Consider the following 16,366-nt stretch of genomic DNA (forward strand, 5'->3'; position numbering starts at 1 on the left):
GAACTCGCGGCCTGCCGGAAACCCGGTAGGCCGCGAGTTTTTTATTGCTTCGACATCGGCGACGGAGGCTACGGCTTTAACAGGATCTGCGCTATCGATTCATGGATGTCGATGCAGCAGTGCAACTCTGAAAGTGACAGCCAGACTCTGCGTCGAGCGCGGGGAAGCAGAATCGCTGCCGGCGCGCCGCAATCGCAGATAGAGCTGCAATGGCTTTGCTTGCCAAAGCGCTTGGAGCAGTGGCTTGGTCTCTAGTGACGCGCGTGGCGATGCGGCCTGGTGCAGTATTTATCGAGTTACCGCTCGCCTTTATCGATAGCCGATCAACCAACTTAAAAAAAACGAAACAGCCGCACCCGGCAATCACGCATTTCGAGTACATCTATCGAAAAACCCGCCGCTTATCGCGACGCACTGTGCTTAAACAATTACATCGCCACAGCAAGCTGGACGCGCAATTCGCTGGCTCCGGCCTAAAGCACGGCGACATCGGCAAGCATCACCACACCCAGACGTGATTGCACGATCCGGCAGCGTCTCGAATGCGGCAATGACGGCGATAACACCAAAGTGCACGACGGCCGTGGATCGCTAAGCGTTACGCGCCCTAGCCAGACCTTGAAGACGCAAAACTCAGCCCGGATATAGCGGAAATCGCTTGTCCGGATGATTGGCCTTCCATTCCTTGTAGGAGCTGGTGCCTTCCCAGGCCTTGAACGCACGCGGCGTGCGACCACGCCCGGACCAGGTCTCGCCGGAATGCGGAATCCAGTACTTGGCCACCACTTCGCCTGTGGACGACAACGGCCCCTTGGATTTGCCAGTCATTGCCAGCGAGGCAATCTGGGACTTCTGCTTGGCATTGAAGCGGCTGCCGAATTGGGTCAGCACCTCGACCACCTGGTCGAAGGCTTCCAGCGTCTGGGCATACTTCAGCTGGGCTTCTTCCTGCTCGAGCTTGCGCAGCTCTTCCAGCAATTGGGCTTTGGCGGCGGCAGAGGGTGAAGCGGGCGGAACCTGGCGCATTGGCAAAACTGAGGTTGGACGGGTCAGCGAGTATTGCCGCTGCGCCGGCTAGCGTAAAGCGGCAGGACGCGCCCGAGTCTGGCTGCGCTCAGCGATGGCGCAGCAAGGCATGCTCGCGGGCCATGGTCAGCACCGGCCCGATGCGCCCGGCCCGGATCAGCTCACCGCAGTGCTTGCCAACAAACTCGACCCTGGGCGCAGAAAACCACTGCACCACCCGATCCAGCTCGCCGGCGTTGATGGACCAGGCATGGCAGACCGCTTCGCCCAGCTCTTCCACCCCCACCAGCCCCAGCTCGCGAATCTGCTCGGAATCCAGCGCGAACATCTCCAGCACCTTGCCAGCATCGTCCGGCGTGCCGTAACCAAAACGCATCTGCTCGGCGCGGTGAGCAACCGAGGCTGCCCGCGCGGATTCGGCGCGGCGTATGCCCTTGAGAAGTGCGCCGATGAGTTGAGGATGCGTGGCGGTCATGGTGCTCGCTCGATGATGGCTGCCACTATGCCCATCGCCGCGAGCCCGCTCAATCAGGAGGTTCCTGACCATGGGCAAGGAAATAGCGAAGCGCGCAACTGGCGTTATTCGCCGCGGCGCGCTGCAATCAATGCCGGTCCAAACACTAAATGTTATGTCCGGCGGCACCGTCGCAATCGGTTGTAGCCGACGAAAACCCCCGATCCGCAGTTAAAAAGCCGACGGCTGAAAACCAATCGTTACCATCGACTGCGGAGGCTTGAGCTGCGCCCTGAAATTGCATGTCAGGGAGTAAGTGCAATCGCGCAGCGACCGGCCCAGAAGGTAAGCAATTCAGTTAGGACGGATCAGATATCGAGCAATCCGCGCTGGCCTAGTGGACAAGATCGTCAGAGGCCACTGCCGGACATGGAGCGGGCGATGGGAATCGAACCCACGTCAGTAGCTTGGGAAGCTACAGCTCTACCATTGAGCTACGCCCGCGCGGCGTTGCGAGAGTTTAGGCGGGTGCGGGGGCCGGGCGCAATGCGTAGATGTGACGAGGGCCGGTTGCCCGGCCCTCGTTTGCAACGCGTGTGGTGCTTGGATCAGAAGTTGCCGCTGAAATTCACGAACAGCGTCGCGTCGCGGGCGCTGCGCTGGGCGGTGGTGGTGCTCAGGCCGATGTTGCTCTGCAGGCCCCACAGGCCGGTGCGGGCGCCCAGCACGACGGTCGCATAGTTACGATCGAAGTTCTGGCCGGGGACGGTGTACATGCCCACGTCCGGCATCGACTGCAGCCAGGCGCTGGCTTCGGTGCCGTCCTTGAACTCGTGGTCGTAGGTCGCCTGCAGGTACGGCTTGACCATTGCACCGTCCAGGCGCACCTGGAAGCCGATGCGGCCGACCATCGAGTCGATGTCCTGATCGGCATAGCCCAGTGCGGTCGAGCTTTCGTTGCTCTCGGTGTAGCCGTCGAGCTTGAGCTTCTGCCAGGTCAGGCCGACCACCGGGCCGTACTTGACATTGCCTTCGCCCAGCGAATAGCCGGCGTTGACCGCGGCGGTGAGGTTGCTGCCATCCGGCGAGCCGCTGTGCACGCGGGTGGCCGGCCCCAGCTGCACTTCGCGGTCGACGTCGTAGCTCAGCCAGCTGTAGCTGACCTGCGCGTTGACCCAGACCGGGCCGGTGTACCAGCCGAAGAAGCCGCCCAGCGTGGTGTCGTCCTGCTTGAAGCTGCCGTTACGGTTGCCGAAGTCGGCGTCCATGCTGCCGAAGCCGGCAAAGCCGCCAAACACCAGGTCGCCCGCAGTCCAGTCCACACCGAACAGGCCGGCCGGGGCCATGCCGTCGTACAGATCGGCATGGTCGTAACGCTGCATGTCGCCACGCACGCTGCCCCACCAACGCAGGCCATCGGCATCCGGCTTGCCGTCCAGATGCCAGGCCACCTGGTCGGCGCGCGCGCGGCCGATCGCCTGCGCCGAATGCGTGAGCACCTGCTGCAGACGCGGGGCTTCCAGCAGCGAGATGGCGTACTCGCCCAGGATCTGGTGGGTGGCGGTGGTCGGGTGGATGCCATCGGCGAACACATAGGTGTTGGGCGCGTTGGCGGCGACCAGGCTGGTCGGGTTGCAGGCCGGCAGCGGCACGGCCGGGTTGCAGGCGGTGCTGGTGACGTTGCTGAAGCCGTAGGTGCCAGGATTGGCGACCACTTCCTGCAGGATGTGGAAGGTGTCGACCGGGATCACGCGCAGGCCGGCCGACCGCAGGCCATTGAACAATGCGGTGTTGTAGGCGGTTGCCGCAGCAGTGCCCTGCGCCATCGCGGCGGCACCGCCGGCACGGAAGCGCGGGGTGATGCCCACGTCCGGAATGGTCGGCACCATCACGTAGCGCGCGCCGGCGGCCTGCAAGGCGCCGACTGCACCGACCTGCGCGGTGACCGCGTTGCCGATGATGGCCTGCGCCTGGGCCGGCACGGCGGCAGCGGCGAGCAGATCGTTGGCGCCGCCCCATACGGTGTAGAGCGCATTCGGGTTGGCCTGGCCGCCGTTGGCGCTCAGGTAGGTGTTGATCTGGCTGGTCACCGAAGGCGCGGCACCGAGCACGCTGGTCGAACCGGCCTGGATGCGGGCGCCGCCGGCGGCGTAGTTGTCGCCGGTCTGGCCATTGCCGTTGGGCGCGGCATTGGTGCCGTAGTGGTCGGCGACGTACTCGGCCCAGACCCAGCCCGGGTTGGTGGTGAACTTGCCGGTGACGGCGCGCGAGGCGGCCGGCAGCAACGGGTTGTAGTAGCCGCTGTCGGTGAGGCTGTCACCGAAGAACACGGTCTGGTCGAACGCAGACGCGGCCATGGCCGGGGTGGCCGCAATGGCGATGGCCACGGCCATCAGGGAACGGATCGTGCGAAGGGTTGAAGCCATGGGAGTGCCTGCTCAAGGTAGTGTGGAACTGGACCGGACCTGCTGGCGTACGCCGGCGAATGGCACATGGTTTCACCCTCGCCGCCCGCGCTCACGCTGCATTGCCGCATAACGCAAAAACGCGCGCCCTGGCGGCACGCGATGCCACAATGATGACATGAACATTCAACTCAACGGCACCCCGCGCGACGTTCCCGACGATCTGCTGCTGGCCACCCTGCTGGAGCAGGAAGGTCTTGCACAACGGCGCGTGGCGGTGGAGATCAATGGCGAAATCGTGTCGCGCGGGCAGCATGCCACGCACCGGTTGCGTGCCGGCGATGTGGTGGAGATCGTGCACGCGCTGGGCGGCGGTTGATGCGGCACACAGGCCGGCGCAGCTGCGCGCGATCGGTGATAATTGCCCGATGACCAATACCGCCCCCTCTGATGCGCTGATCATCGCCGGCAAGCCGTACCGTTCGCGCCTGCTGACCGGCACCGGCAAGTTCAAGGACCTGGACGAGACCCGCCTGGCCACCGAAGCGGCCGCCGCGCAGATCGTCACCGTGGCGATCCGCCGGGTGAACATCGGCCAGGACCCCAACGCGCCCAGCCTGCTCGATGTGCTGCCGCCGGATCGCTACACGCTGCTGCCCAACACCGCCGGCTGCTACACCGCCGAAGACGCGGTGCGCACCTGCCGGCTGGCGCGCGAGCTGCTGGACGGCCACAACCTGACCAAGCTGGAAGTGCTCGGCGACGAGCGCACGCTGTATCCGGACGTGGTGCAGACGCTCAGGGCCGCCGAACAGCTGGTTGCCGATGGCTTCGACGTCATGGTCTATACCTCCGACGATCCGATCCTGGCCAAGCGCCTGGAAGAGATCGGCTGCGTGGCGGTGATGCCACTGGCCGCGCCGATCGGCTCCGGGCTGGGCATCCAGAACAAGTACAACCTGCTGGAAATCATCGAAAACGCCAAGGTGCCGATCATTGTCGATGCCGGCGTGGGCACGGCATCGGATGCGGCGATCGCGATGGAGCTGGGCTGCGACGGCGTGCTGATGAACACCGCCATCGCCGGTGCGCGCGATCCGATCCTGATGGCGAGCGCGATGCGCAAGGCGATCGAGGCCGGACGCGAAGCCTTCCTGGCCGGGCGGATTCCGCGCAAGCGGTATGCCTCGGCGTCGAGTCCGGTGGATGGCGTGATTGGATGAGTGGGTGGGCTGCGTTGACATTGCCGTCGATGCGCACCGCTCGGCCGTGTGACGTGCCGGATGTGGCCGTTGCTGGATCGCGCGTCGCTGCACGTGCTCCCTTACGCCGTACCCTCACCCCAACCCCTCTCCCCAAGGCAGAGGGGCTTTTGTTTTTTGATGTGACTTAACTCATGACTGATCCTTTCACCAGCGACGGCGCCAAGATGCCGCCCAAGCCCTTCACCATCGAAGAGGGCCGCCGGCAGGTGCGCAGCTTCGTGCTGCGCCAGGGCCGCTTCACCCCGGCGCAGCAGCGCGCGTTCGACGAGCTGTGGCCGCGCTTCGGCCTGGACTACAGCGGTGCGCCGCGCGATCTCGATGCGGCCTTCGGCCGTCCCGCACCCAAGGTGCTGGAAATCGGGTTTGGCAATGGCGCGGCATTGCGCTTTGCCGCGCAGCAGGACCCCAGCCGCGATTACATCGGCATCGAGGTGCATGCGCCCGGCGTCGGTCGCCTGCTCAATGCGCTGGACGAGGATGGCAGCACGCATGTGCGCCTGTATCACCACGACGCAGTGGAAGTGCTCGAACACGAGATCGCCGATGGCGCGCTTGACGAGGTGCGCATCTACTTCCCCGATCCGTGGCACAAGAAGCGCCACAACAAGCGCCGCCTGATCCAGCCGGCGTTCGCGCAGCTGGTGGTGCGCAAGCTGCGCGATGGCGGCCGCCTGCATGCGGCCACCGACTGGGCCGATTACGCCGAACAGATGTGGGACGTGCTCGACGCCACCCCGGGCCTGGTCAATCGCGCCGGCCCGCGCGGCCACGTCGAACGCCCCGCCTGGCGCCCGCAGACCCACTTCGAAACCCGCGGCCAGAAGCTCGGCCACGGCGTGTGGGATCTGGTTTATGACCGGGATTCGGGAGCGGGGATTGGGGATTCGTAACAGCGCTACCCCGCATACTCGACGCCGCAGTCGCCTGACCAATCCCCACTCCCGAATCCCGAATCCCTGCCCCGATGGACACCGCGCTGACACTGACCAACGATATGAAGCTCGTCCTCGGGCTGGTCGGTTTCACGATGGCGATGTTTTTGTTCGAGCGCATCCGCGCCGACGTGGTGGCCTTGATCGTGCTGGTGGTGCTGGGCGTCACCGGGCTGGTGGCGCCGGAAGAACTGTTCGGTGGTTTTTCCGGTAACGCGGTGATGAGCATCATCGCCACCACCATTCTTGGTGCGGGGCTGGAGCGCACCGGTGCGTTGAATCGGCTGGCGACCTGGTTGCTGCGGCGCTCGCACGGCAGCGAACAACGCCTCATGATGATGACGCTGGCCATCTCCGGCTTGAATTCGTCCTTCATGCAGAACCCGTCGGTGATGGCCTTGTACCTGCCGGTCGCCTCGCGGCTGGCCACGCGCACCGGGCTGACCCTGCAACGCATGCTGCTGCCGATCGCCGCAGCCATCGTGATGGGCGGCGCGCTGACCATGGTGGGCAATTCACCGCTGATCCTGCTCAACGATCTATTGGTCTCGGCCAACAACAACCTGCCCTCGGGCATGGCCAGCATCGAGCCGTTGACGATGTTCGCGCCGCTGCCGATCGGCGTGGCCTTGCTGATCGCCGCACTGCTGTACTTCCGCTTCTACGGCGACCGCAAGCTGATCGAAGAAGAACGCCTGATCAACGAAGGCGTCACGCCCTCGCGCACCGAAAGCTATTTCGCCAAGACCTACGGCATCGACGGCGACGTGTTCGAGCTCACCGTCAGCGCCGAAAGCCCGTTGGTCGGCATGACCCTGGGCGAGGCCGAAGCGCTGCACGACGCGCCGTTGCTGCTGGCCCTGAAGACCGGCAACGACACCCGTCTGGCGCCGCCGGCCGACATGCGCATCTGGGTCGGCAGCGTGCTCGGGGCGATGGGGCCGCGCCAGGAAGTGACCGACTTCGCGCAGAACCAGTTCCTGCGCATGTCCTCGCGCCTGCGCAACCTGGGCGACCTGTTCAACCCCAGCCTGGCCGGCATTTCCGAAGCATTGATTCCGCCCAACTCGCGGCTGATCGGCAAGACCGCCGCCGAGTTGCGCCTGCGCAAGCAGAGCGGCATCAGCCTGCTGGCGATCAACCGCGACAAGCAGGTGATCCGCGAGGACGTGCGCAACGTGCCGCTGCGTGGCGGCGACATGCTGGTGTTCCACAGCATCTGGCAGGACCTGGCGCAGGCGGCGGAAAGCCGCGATTTCGTGCCGGTGACCGACTTTCCCAAGGGCGAGCAGCGCCCGCACAAGTTCAAGATCGCCATGGCGATCTTCGCCTTCACCATCCTGATCGCGCTGACCTCGCGCTTGCCGGTGGCACTGACCTTGATGACCGGCGTGGCCTGCATGCTGGTCAGCGGCGTGCTGCGCATGGACGAGGCCTATGCCTCGATCAACTGGAAGACCATCTTCATGATGGCCGGCCTGATTCCACTCGGCTGGGCGATGGACAGCAGCGGCACTGCGGCCTGGGTGGCCGGCCACACCATCGACCGCCTGCCCGAAGGCATTCCGGTATGGGCGCTGGAAATCAGCCTGGCGCTGCTGACCACCGCGTTTTCGCTGGTGATCAGCCATGTCGGCGCCACCATCGTGATGGTGCCGATTGCGGTCAACCTGGCGCTGGCCGCCAACGGCAACCCCACCGCATTCGCGTTGATCGTGGCGCTGTCGGCGTCCAACAATCTGATGACGGCCTCCAACCCGGTGATCTCGATGGTGGCCGGCCCAGCCAACTATCAGCCGCGCGAGCTGTGGCGCGTGGGCGCACCGCTGTCGCTGATCTACATCGTGGTGATGGTGTCGATGATCAACCTGATGTTCTGGTGGGCAGCGCGCTGAGCCGCACCACTTTCAGCAGTCACCCAAGCACCACCTGCTCACCCTCGATGCGCACCGGCACCGCCAGCAGTGACTGACCGCGGCACGGGCCGCTGATGCATTCGCCGCCGGTGAGCTCGAACGCTGCGCCATGCGCTGCGCACACCAGATGGCCGTCCTTGGTCTTGAGGAACTGGCCCGGCGCCCAGTCCAGCCGGCGGCCGGCGTGCGGGCAGACGTTCAACCAGGCACGCACCTGGGCGCCGTCGCGATACAGCACCAGGGACTCCGGGCCGCCGTCCCAGACCGCTTCGACTTCCAGAAATCCGGCGTCGGGAATCTGCGCCAGTTCGACAAGCGTGGTGGACGATGACGAAGACATGCAGTCTGCTGTTCGAGAACGGACTGCGATTGTGGCATGCGCCTGCGGCGCTCCGACGCCACGCGGCGGGCTGCAATTCGCCGCTTGCCGGCCCGTATGGGCGGTGCTCCGGGCTGCCAGAGCGACAATCGCCCAGCACACCTGATGTGATGGATTTAACAAAACGAGCGAACGTTTAACGAAGTTTTCACTCAATGACATGAAACCGCAACGATACTGCCTGCCTGTTTCCTGCCCGGCAGCCCACCGCCATGCCTGCACGCATCTTCCAACTCGGCAACCTCCACCACCTGTTTGCCCCGCGCAAGCCGCGTCACCCGCTGGTGCGCGTGGCCGCCGGCCTGGCTGGTCTGGTCATCCTTGCGGTGCTGATCTTCTTCAGCGTGTTCGTGGGCGCGGCGATGATCCTGGGCGGCATTGCCTGGAAGCTGCTGAGCAAATCGAACCGTCGCACGCCGCAGCACACCCGCGTGGTCGAGGCCGAATACCGCGTGGTGCGCAAGCCTGCGCTGCCGTTGTCGCACTGAGGCGCCAGTCCACCGCCTCCGGCGCGGTGAACATCCAATCCCGAATCATTCGCGCAGGTATTGACCGGTCTGCGCGAGTTTGCGTGCGCCGATGCAAGCCGTGATTGCAGACCTGCCAGCCAGACGTTGCGCCACACTGCGCGCTGCAGCACGGCGGTTCCGTCATGCACAGGCAAACGGCTAGACTCACGTGCCCCGTTCCCCAAGGATGCGCGCATGACCCACGATGTGATTCCCGCCGCCGATGTTCCGCGCATTCCGGTGGTTGGTGGCGGCAACTTTCCGGTGCACCGCATCTACTGCGTCGGCCGCAACTTTGCCGATCACGCGCGCGAGATGGGCGCCACTGCGCCTGCCTCCAAGGCCGAGCGTGGCCAGCCGACCTTTTTCATGAAGCCTGCCGATGCGATCGTGGTCGGCCACGGCGACCACATTCCGTATCCGCCCGGCACCAAGGAACTGCACCACGAAGTGGAACTGGTGGTGGCACTGGGCAGCGATGCGCCGGCCGGCGAGTTGCCGGTGGAGCAGGCAGAGGCGCTGATCTACGGCTACGGCGTGGGCCTGGACCTGACCCGACGCGATCTGCAGGCAGCGGCCAAGGCCAAGGGCCTGCCGTGGGACATCGCCAAGGGCTTCGACCACTCCGCGCCGATCAGCGAGCTGGTGCATGCCGGCGAAGTGGGTGCGCTGGAGGCCTTGAACCTGTCGCTGGAGGTCAACGGCCAGGTGCGCCAGCAGTCGTTGCTGGATCAGATGATCTGGAACGTGCCGGAGATTTTGCATGAGCTCTCCAAACTCTATGCATTGCGCGCGGGCGACCTGATCTTCATGGGCACGCCGGCCGGTGTCGGCCCGCTGCTGCCCGGCGATCAGTTCAGTGCGCGCCTGGAAAACGTTGCCGAGCGCCACGGCATCATCGCGGGCTGACACGCGGCCCGCTACGATCACCCTGCGGCAGTTGGTCCGCGACCGCATCTGGAGTGCGCTATGGGAATGGTCAGCGAATTCAAGCAATTCGCGATGCGTGGCAATGTCATCGACCTGGCGGTCGGTGTCGTCATCGGTGCAGCGTTCGGCAAGATCGTCACTGCGCTGGTGGAAAAGATCATCATGCCGCCGATCGGCTGGGCCATCGGCAATGTGGATTTCTCGCGCCTGGCGTGGGTGCTCAAGCCAGCCGGCGTCGATGCCACCGGCAAGGAAATTCCGGCAGTGGCGATCGGCTACGGCGATTTCATCAACACCGTCGTGCAGTTCGTAATCATCGCTTTTGCGATCTTCATGGTGGTCAAGCTGATCAACCGCCTGACCCACCGCAAGCCGGATGCCCCCAAGGGCCCGAGCGAAGAAGTGCTGTTGCTGCGCGAGATCCGCGATTCGTTGAAGAACGACACACTGAAGACACCGGGCGTGCCGTAAGCGGACACATCCGCTGCGCAACTTCGCGCAGGAGGATGACCTTTCGCACGCAGACGGGGGACCTCGCGCTGATAAGCTCGGGGTCCCCTTGTCGTTGGAGCCGCCCTGCATGCGTCGCCTCGCTGTTGCCATCTCTGCCCTACTCGCCTGCACACCCGCGCTTGCCGCACAGACCACCATCGCCGATGGCGCGCTGCGCACCGCCGCGCAGCTGCGCGAGCAGGCCCTGGCCGACACCACCGGCTTTGCGGTGGTGGAATCGTTGACCACCGAAGTGGGCCCGCGCATTGCCGGTGGCGAGGCCGATCCGCGCGCGGTGGCCTGGGCCAAGGCCAAGTTCCAGTCGCTGGGCTTCGACAAGGTGTGGACCGAGCCGGTGAGCTTTCCCAAGTGGCAGCGGCGCAGCGAACAGGCGGCGGTGATCGGCGCGCATGCGCAGCCTTTGCACATCACTGCACTGGGAGGCAGCCCGGGCGGCACCGTCGAAGGCGAGGTGGTGCGCTTCGACAACCTGGCCGCACTGCAGGCCGCACCGGCCGGCTCGCTGGCCGGCAAGATCGCGTTCGTCGATTACCAGATGACCAAGGCGCGCGACGGCAAGGATTACGGCAACGGCGGCGCGGTGCGCAGCAAGGGCCCGTCGGAAGCGATCCGCAAGGGCGCGATCGGCTTCGTGATGCGCTCGGCCGGCACCGACTCGCACCGCGTGCCGCATACCGGCATCACCCGCTTCGATGAAGGCGTGACGCCGGTACCGGCAGCGGCGTTGTCGGTGCCCGATGCCAACCAGCTCGCGCGCCTGACCGCGCTGGGCAGCACGCGTGTGCGGCTGGCACTGGATTGCGGCTGGGACGGCACCGCGACCTCGTACAACGTGATCGGCGAAATCACCGGACGCAGCAAGCCGAAGGAAGTGGTGGTGATCGGCGGGCATCTGGATTCGTGGGATCTGGGCACCGGCGCGATCGACGATGGTGCCGGCGTGGCGATCACCATGGCCGCGGGCCACCTGATCGGCCAACTCAAGCAGGCGCCCAAGCGCAGCATCCGCGTGGTGGCCTTCGCCAACGAGGAGCAAGGCCTGTACGGCGGCAAGGCGTATGCGGCCGCGCACGGCAAGGATGCCAAGGACATGGCGCTGCATCAGATCGGCGCGGAGAGCGACTTCGGTGCCGGGCGCATCTATGCGTTCAACACCGGCTCGGCGGCACCGGACGCGTCGCGCGCAGCGACCAGACAGATTGCCGAGGTACTCGCGCCGTTGGGTATCGCGTATGAGCCGAGCAAGGGCGGCCCCGGCCCGGATGTCGGGCCGATTTCCGCCAAGGGTGGCGCCTGGGCATGGCTGGCGCAGGACGGCACCGACTACTTCGATCTGCACCACACCGCCGACGACACGCTGGACAAGATCGACCCCAAGGCGCTTGCGCAAAACGTCGCGGCCTACACGGTGTTTGCGTACCTGGCGGCCGAAGCCGATGGCGATTTCGGCAGCCGCGCAAAAAGCGTGCAGCCGAGCGAATAACTGCATTTGCAGACGTCGCTGGCACTCCTCGGTTGAGTGCGCGCGGCACAGGGCACGCGCACGCTGCGCGTGATCTGTGCCGATACCGACATCGCAGCGACGATTGCCAGCGGCCAGGCACGTCCTGGTCGCTGCAGGTCTCAAGCACGCCACCCGCCTTTCGCTTCCACTCCAGGACGAGCACACACAATGGCGGCCAAGCGCCAACGCAGTGCGAACAACGCGGCAACCCTGCTGGATGTCGCCAAGCACGCCGGGGTCTCGCCGATGACCGCTTCGCGCGTCATCAACCGCCACCCGCATGTCGGCGAGGAGATGCGCGTGCGTGTGGAAGCCTCGGTCCAGGCATTGGGGTATCGCCCCAACCTGGCCGGCCGTTCGTTGCGCACCAGCGGCCTGTTGCGCATCGGCGTGCTGTACAGCAATCCCAGCGCGGCCTACCTCAACCAATTCATGCTCGGCCTGCTCGAACAGAGCAGCCTCAATGGCAGCCAGGTGCTGGTGGAAAAATGCGGCGCCATCCGCAGCCAGCGTGCCGCCACCGAGCGCTTGCTGGCGGCCGGCGTGGACGGCGTGATCCTGCCGCCCCCGCTATGCGATTCGCGCCAGACCATCGCCGAACTCGATGCACGCGGCATCCCGGTCGTGGCGGTGGCGAGCGGCGCACCGATGGCGCAAATCAGCTCGGTGCGCATCGACGATTACCAGGCTGCGCGCGCCATCGTCGATCACCTGATCGAACTCGGCCATCGCCGCATCGCCTTGATCAAGGGCGACCCCAAGCACACGCCCAGTGCGTTACGTGCCAACGGCTATCTCGACAGCCTGCAGGCTGCCGGCCTGCCCGTAGCCGAAGAATTGATGGCAGACGGTCTGTTCACCTACCACTCCGGCCTGCTCGCCGCGCGCAGCCTGCTTGCGCAGGCGCAACCGCCCACCGCCCTGTTCTGCAGCAACGACGATATGGCGGCAGCCGCCGTTGCGGTCGCACACGGCCTGGGCCTGCGCGTGCCCGAAGATGTATCGGTCGCCGGTTTCGACGACACCCCGGTCGCCACCACCATCTGGCCCGAGCTCACCACCGTGCATCAACCGGTCACCGCGATGGGCCGCGCGGCGGTGTCGCTGCTGGCCGATGCGATCCGCCAGCGACGCAAGGGCGATCCCGCGCAGGGCGTGCATCAGGTGATGAAGTACACCGTGGTCAAGCGCGGCTCGACGGCCGGGCCACCGGTGCGGTAAGCGCCGCATCGATCGGCATCGGGTAACGCCTGCGGCATCACGCTCAAAAAAACGGCCACATCGCTTCCCGACGATGCGGCCGAATGGGAGGGTGCCTGACGTTGCCGTCAGGCGTACTGCAGCGCCGCACTCGGCGGCGACGGGAAGAAAGCGCAATGACCGCTTGGAGAGCGACAACAGCGAAACATGCGCGACCCAGCGCGGGGGTGCGCTGGGTCGCACAACGGTGCAGCCGGATCAGAAGCGCAGACGCAAGCCCGCGTAGTAACGACGCTCGAAGATGTTCTGGTCGTAGTAGTGGTTGGTCCACTGCGCGTAGCGACGCTCGCTTTCGCCGGTCAGATTGGTGGCCTGGGCGTACAGGGTCAGGTGATCGTTGACGTCGTAGCTGAAGGACGCATCGAGATAGCCCACGTCGTCGTTCCAGATCGCCAGCTCGTCGCCCCAGGCACCGCTGTTGACCTGACTGAAGCGCTTGCTGCGCCAGTTGTAGGCCACACGCGCCTGCAGCTTGTCCTTCTGGTACCACAGCACCGCGTTGGCCTGATGCTTGGAGTTGTCGCCGATCGGCAAGGTGTTGCCGTCGATATCGGTGTTGTCGGTGTCGGCATCGGAGAAGGTGTAGTTGATGTTGGTACCGAAGCCGCTCAACCAGCCGGGCAGGAAGTCGAAGGCCTGCTGATACCCCACTTCAAAGCCCTTGATCTTGCCGCCACCGCCATTGACGATGCGCTCCACCGGGCCACCCAGTCGCGCCACGCCATCGGCATCAGGCAACAGTTCGATATTGGTCACCGTGGTGGGGAACGACTTCACATCGATCAGGAACGCACCCACGCTGACCAACGATGCATCGGAGAAATACCATTCCCACGAGGCGTTGTAGTTGGTGGCGCGATACGGATCGAGATCCGGATTGCCGGAGCGGCCATTGAGGAACAGCACCGCATCCGAGGGCAACGCGGGGTTGCGCGGTGGCGTGCCGTTGACCGCATAGAAGCTCACCAGCCCGCGCCCGAGATCGGGCAGGTCCTGGCGCGCCACGGCCTTGTTGTAGGCAAAGCGCAGCTTCTGCGCGTCGGTGATGTCCAGCGACAGGTTGGCGGTGGGCAGCACGTCGGTGTACTGGCGGTTCAGGCGATTGGTACCGATCGCCGGGCTGACGCCGTTCCATTCGACATTGCCGATGAACACATTGCCGCTGCTCAGGTACTGGTCGATCGCCAGCTTGGTCTGCACGATGCGCGCGCCGACGTTGGCCGTCCACGGGACCGCGCTGCCGGTACCGCCTTCCAGATTGGCCAGAAAATACGCTGCGGTGCTCTTTTCGGTGACCTTGTAGGAGTCGGCGGCCTGCTGGTAGGCCACGTTGCCGGGGTACAGGCTGTTGAGATAGCCCACCGGGTCCTTCATGACCTGCGGGTTGATCGCCGGCAGGCCCTGGCTGCCCAGGCCGGTGACCTTGAGCGGATCGAAGTCGTTGAAATACGCCCAGTAACCGGGAATCGAATTGAACGGCAGCAGGCGCGCTTCGGACACGCCGCTGCAGGTGTCAACGATCAGCGGATCCTTGAAGTAATACAGCGAGCGGTTCGGGTCGGCGCAGCTGGTCGATACCGGCGACAGATAGCGATAGGTATCCAGCTTGACCTCGCGCTCGCCGTAGCGGATGCCGAACTGGAAGCCGCGCACCACGCCCTCGTCGAACTCGAAGGTGCCATCGGCGCGGAACGCGTCCATCGTCGCTTCGATCTTGTTGCCCTGCGCCCAGGTCGACATCAGCTGCCAGTTGTCCGGGTTGGACACGTCGGTGCCGAGGTTGACCGCCGGATAGGTGCCACGGAAATCCACCGAGGCATCCACTGTCGGCAAGCCGTTGGCGTTTGCCCACTGCGTGACGCCGCCGGCGCGCGTGATCTGGTCGCCACGCGTCACCACCGCATCGGCACGCGCTTCGTCGTAGGTGCGCTGTGCATCGCCATGCACCCAACGGAACGAGGCACGCAAAGGGCCACCATCATCGAAGCGCAGCTCCAGATTGGTGTTGAGCGCGTCCGAGTCGGCAACGCCGGCCATCGAGTGGGCCTGGAAGCGGTTGTAGCGGAACTGGCCGTATTCCAGCACGCCGTTGGAATCGACCACCGACCCGGGCTGCAACTGGTTGGTGGCCCAACCGGTGTGCAGCTGCGCGGCCACCGAGGTGTCCTGGTCTTCGAGTTTGGTGTAGGCCGCATCGGCCAACACCGTCCACGAATCGTTGATGTTGAACTGGAACGAGCCGTTGATGCCGGTGCGCTGGCGATCGGTGCTGCGGTTGTCCAGTTCGGTGGCGACCCAGTTGTAGAAGTAATCGCGCGGCAGATTGCTGGGGTTGGTGTTGCTGCCGATGCGCCCGTCGCCGTTGAAATCGAAGCCCACATTCTGCTCGGTGGATTTCTGCGCGCCATTGGAATACACGCTGGGATGCTTGTTCTCCAGCGTGGCGTCGGAGTACGACACGGCCAGCAACGCACCCCAGCGCTCGGTGCGGAAGCTGGCCAGGCCCGAGTACAGCTCGTTGAGTTCCTGCACGCGGTCGCCGTAGGAGCCTTCGGCCTGACCGCTGAAGGTCCAGCCTTCCGGCAGATCGAACGGGCGCCGCGTCTTCAGCGAGACGGTACCGCTGATGCCGCCATCCAGATCGGCGGCGGTCGGCGACTTGATCACGTCCACGCCACTGAACAGCGTCGGCGGGATATCGACGAAATCCGGCTGCGCGCGGCCGATGTTCGGCTGGCCGTATTGGTCGCCGCCACCGGCGCTCAGGTACAACTCGCCGTTCATGGTGGTCTGCACCTGCGGCATGCCGCGGATATTGAGCTGCGAGCCCTCGCCGGCCGAACGCCGGATCTGAACGCCGGGCACGCGTTGCAGCGAATCGGTGATGGTGACGTCGGGCAACTTGCCGATGTCTTCGGCAGAGATCGAGTCGATGATCTGCGCGGCGGTGCGCTTGTTCTCGATGGCCTCTGCCTGCGCGCCGCGCACGCCCTTGACCATGACCTTGTCCAGGTCGGTGACCCCGGCGGCGTTGCCGGCGTCCTGTGCGCCTGCGCTGCCGGCAAGCAGGGTGAGTGCAGCCGCGAGTGCGGCGGCCAGTGGGGTGTGGCGGGTGTTCGAATGCAGCTTGTTCATGGTCCCCTCCCAGGGATGACGACAATCCACGACCGTTTCGAATGGCATTGCAGCAACGGCAATGCGGTATTGGCTGACGCGCAATCGGCGTGTCAGTGCGAACGCCGTGCGGGGCACGGCGCGGCAACGCGCTGGCGC

Annotated in this window: 15 protein-coding genes and 1 tRNA gene; 10 read left to right on the forward strand and 6 right to left on the reverse strand. The window is 65.2% G+C overall.

Annotated features, from left to right (window positions below):
• Positions 1 to 209: 209 nt before the first annotated feature.
• Positions 210 to 518, forward strand: a complete 309-nt coding sequence (locus AC06DU_RS15715; RefSeq protein ID WP_184456705.1) for a hypothetical protein — start codon at positions 210 to 212, stop codon at positions 516 to 518.
• A gap of 115 nt (positions 519 to 633) precedes the next feature.
• On the opposite strand, the gene AC06DU_RS15720 is transcribed toward AC06DU_RS15715, so the two are convergent.
• The 4 genes from AC06DU_RS15720 to AC06DU_RS15735 form a co-directional block, all read right to left on the reverse strand.
• Positions 634 to 1,026, reverse strand: a complete 393-nt coding sequence (locus AC06DU_RS15720) for an H-NS histone family protein (RefSeq protein WP_023904915.1) — start codon at positions 1,024 to 1,026, stop codon at positions 634 to 636.
• An 88-nt stretch (positions 1,027 to 1,114) separates the two neighbouring features.
• Positions 1,115 to 1,501: a hypothetical protein gene (locus AC06DU_RS15725; RefSeq protein WP_026064907.1), complete on the reverse strand. Its 387-nt coding sequence runs from the start codon at positions 1,499 to 1,501 to the stop codon at positions 1,115 to 1,117.
• A 409-nt stretch (positions 1,502 to 1,910) separates the two neighbouring features.
• Positions 1,911 to 1,984, reverse strand: a tRNA-Gly gene (locus AC06DU_RS15730).
• Positions 1,985 to 2,088: 104 nt separating this feature from the next.
• Entirely contained in the window at positions 2,089 to 3,873 is a 1,785-nt protein-coding gene (locus tag AC06DU_RS15735; protein WP_102580655.1) for an autotransporter outer membrane beta-barrel domain-containing protein, read from the reverse strand.
• A 190-nt stretch (positions 3,874 to 4,063) separates the two neighbouring features.
• Between AC06DU_RS15735 and thiS the strand changes: the two genes are divergently transcribed.
• From thiS to AC06DU_RS15755, 4 genes are all read left to right on the forward strand, one after another.
• The gene (thiS, locus tag AC06DU_RS15740; protein WP_478202796.1) at positions 4,064 to 4,264 is read left to right on the forward strand and encodes a sulfur carrier protein ThiS; all 201 of its coding nucleotides are present in this window, start codon (positions 4,064 to 4,066) and stop codon (positions 4,262 to 4,264) included.
• Between the two features lie 49 nt (positions 4,265 to 4,313).
• Positions 4,314 to 5,108 (forward strand): thiazole synthase, encoded by a 795-nt coding sequence (locus AC06DU_RS15745; RefSeq protein WP_104593854.1) that lies wholly within the window; start codon positions 4,314 to 4,316, stop codon positions 5,106 to 5,108.
• 173 nt (positions 5,109 to 5,281) lie between these two features.
• Positions 5,282 to 6,040: a tRNA (guanosine(46)-N7)-methyltransferase TrmB gene (gene trmB, locus AC06DU_RS15750; RefSeq protein ID WP_053045691.1), complete on the forward strand. Its 759-nt coding sequence runs from the start codon at positions 5,282 to 5,284 to the stop codon at positions 6,038 to 6,040.
• Positions 6,041 to 6,114: 74 nt separating this feature from the next.
• Positions 6,115 to 7,977 (forward strand): SLC13 family permease, encoded by a 1,863-nt coding sequence (locus AC06DU_RS15755; RefSeq protein WP_024940321.1) that lies wholly within the window; start codon positions 6,115 to 6,117, stop codon positions 7,975 to 7,977.
• Positions 7,978 to 7,996: 19 nt separating this feature from the next.
• Here AC06DU_RS15755 and AC06DU_RS15760 read toward each other — a convergent pair whose 3' ends face one another.
• Positions 7,997 to 8,338: a Rieske (2Fe-2S) protein gene (locus tag AC06DU_RS15760; protein WP_039512348.1), complete on the reverse strand. Its 342-nt coding sequence runs from the start codon at positions 8,336 to 8,338 to the stop codon at positions 7,997 to 7,999.
• A 251-nt stretch (positions 8,339 to 8,589) separates the two neighbouring features.
• On the opposite strand from AC06DU_RS15760, the gene AC06DU_RS15765 reads away from it, so the two are divergent.
• The 5 genes from AC06DU_RS15765 to AC06DU_RS15785 all read left to right on the forward strand — a co-directional run bounded on the left by AC06DU_RS15765 (position 8,590) and on the right by AC06DU_RS15785 (position 13,054).
• Positions 8,590 to 8,865 (forward strand): hypothetical protein, encoded by a 276-nt coding sequence (locus AC06DU_RS15765; RefSeq protein WP_053045694.1) that lies wholly within the window; start codon positions 8,590 to 8,592, stop codon positions 8,863 to 8,865.
• 216 nt (positions 8,866 to 9,081) lie between these two features.
• Positions 9,082 to 9,795, forward strand: coding sequence for a fumarylacetoacetate hydrolase family protein (locus AC06DU_RS15770; protein WP_039525784.1), 714 nt, complete (start codon positions 9,082 to 9,084; stop codon positions 9,793 to 9,795).
• A gap of 60 nt (positions 9,796 to 9,855) precedes the next feature.
• On the forward strand, positions 9,856 to 10,287 hold the full coding sequence (gene mscL, locus AC06DU_RS15775; RefSeq protein ID WP_024940317.1) for a large-conductance mechanosensitive channel protein MscL: 432 nt from the start codon (positions 9,856 to 9,858) through the stop codon (positions 10,285 to 10,287).
• Between the two features lie 109 nt (positions 10,288 to 10,396).
• A complete protein-coding gene (locus tag AC06DU_RS15780; RefSeq protein WP_478202797.1) occupies positions 10,397 to 11,812 on the forward strand; it encodes a M28 family peptidase in 1,416 nt (471 codons plus the stop codon).
• A gap of 189 nt (positions 11,813 to 12,001) precedes the next feature.
• Complete coding sequence (locus AC06DU_RS15785) at positions 12,002 to 13,054, forward strand: LacI family DNA-binding transcriptional regulator (RefSeq protein ID WP_024940315.1); 1,053 nt, start codon at positions 12,002 to 12,004, stop codon at positions 13,052 to 13,054.
• 237 nt (positions 13,055 to 13,291) lie between these two features.
• Here AC06DU_RS15785 and AC06DU_RS15790 read toward each other — a convergent pair whose 3' ends face one another.
• Positions 13,292 to 16,228 (reverse strand): TonB-dependent receptor, encoded by a 2,937-nt coding sequence (locus AC06DU_RS15790; RefSeq protein ID WP_167709517.1) that lies wholly within the window; start codon positions 16,226 to 16,228, stop codon positions 13,292 to 13,294.
• Between the last annotated feature and the right edge of the window lie 138 nt (positions 16,229 to 16,366).

It is taken from the genome of Xanthomonas sp. NCPPB 3200 (genome assembly GCF_056393585.1).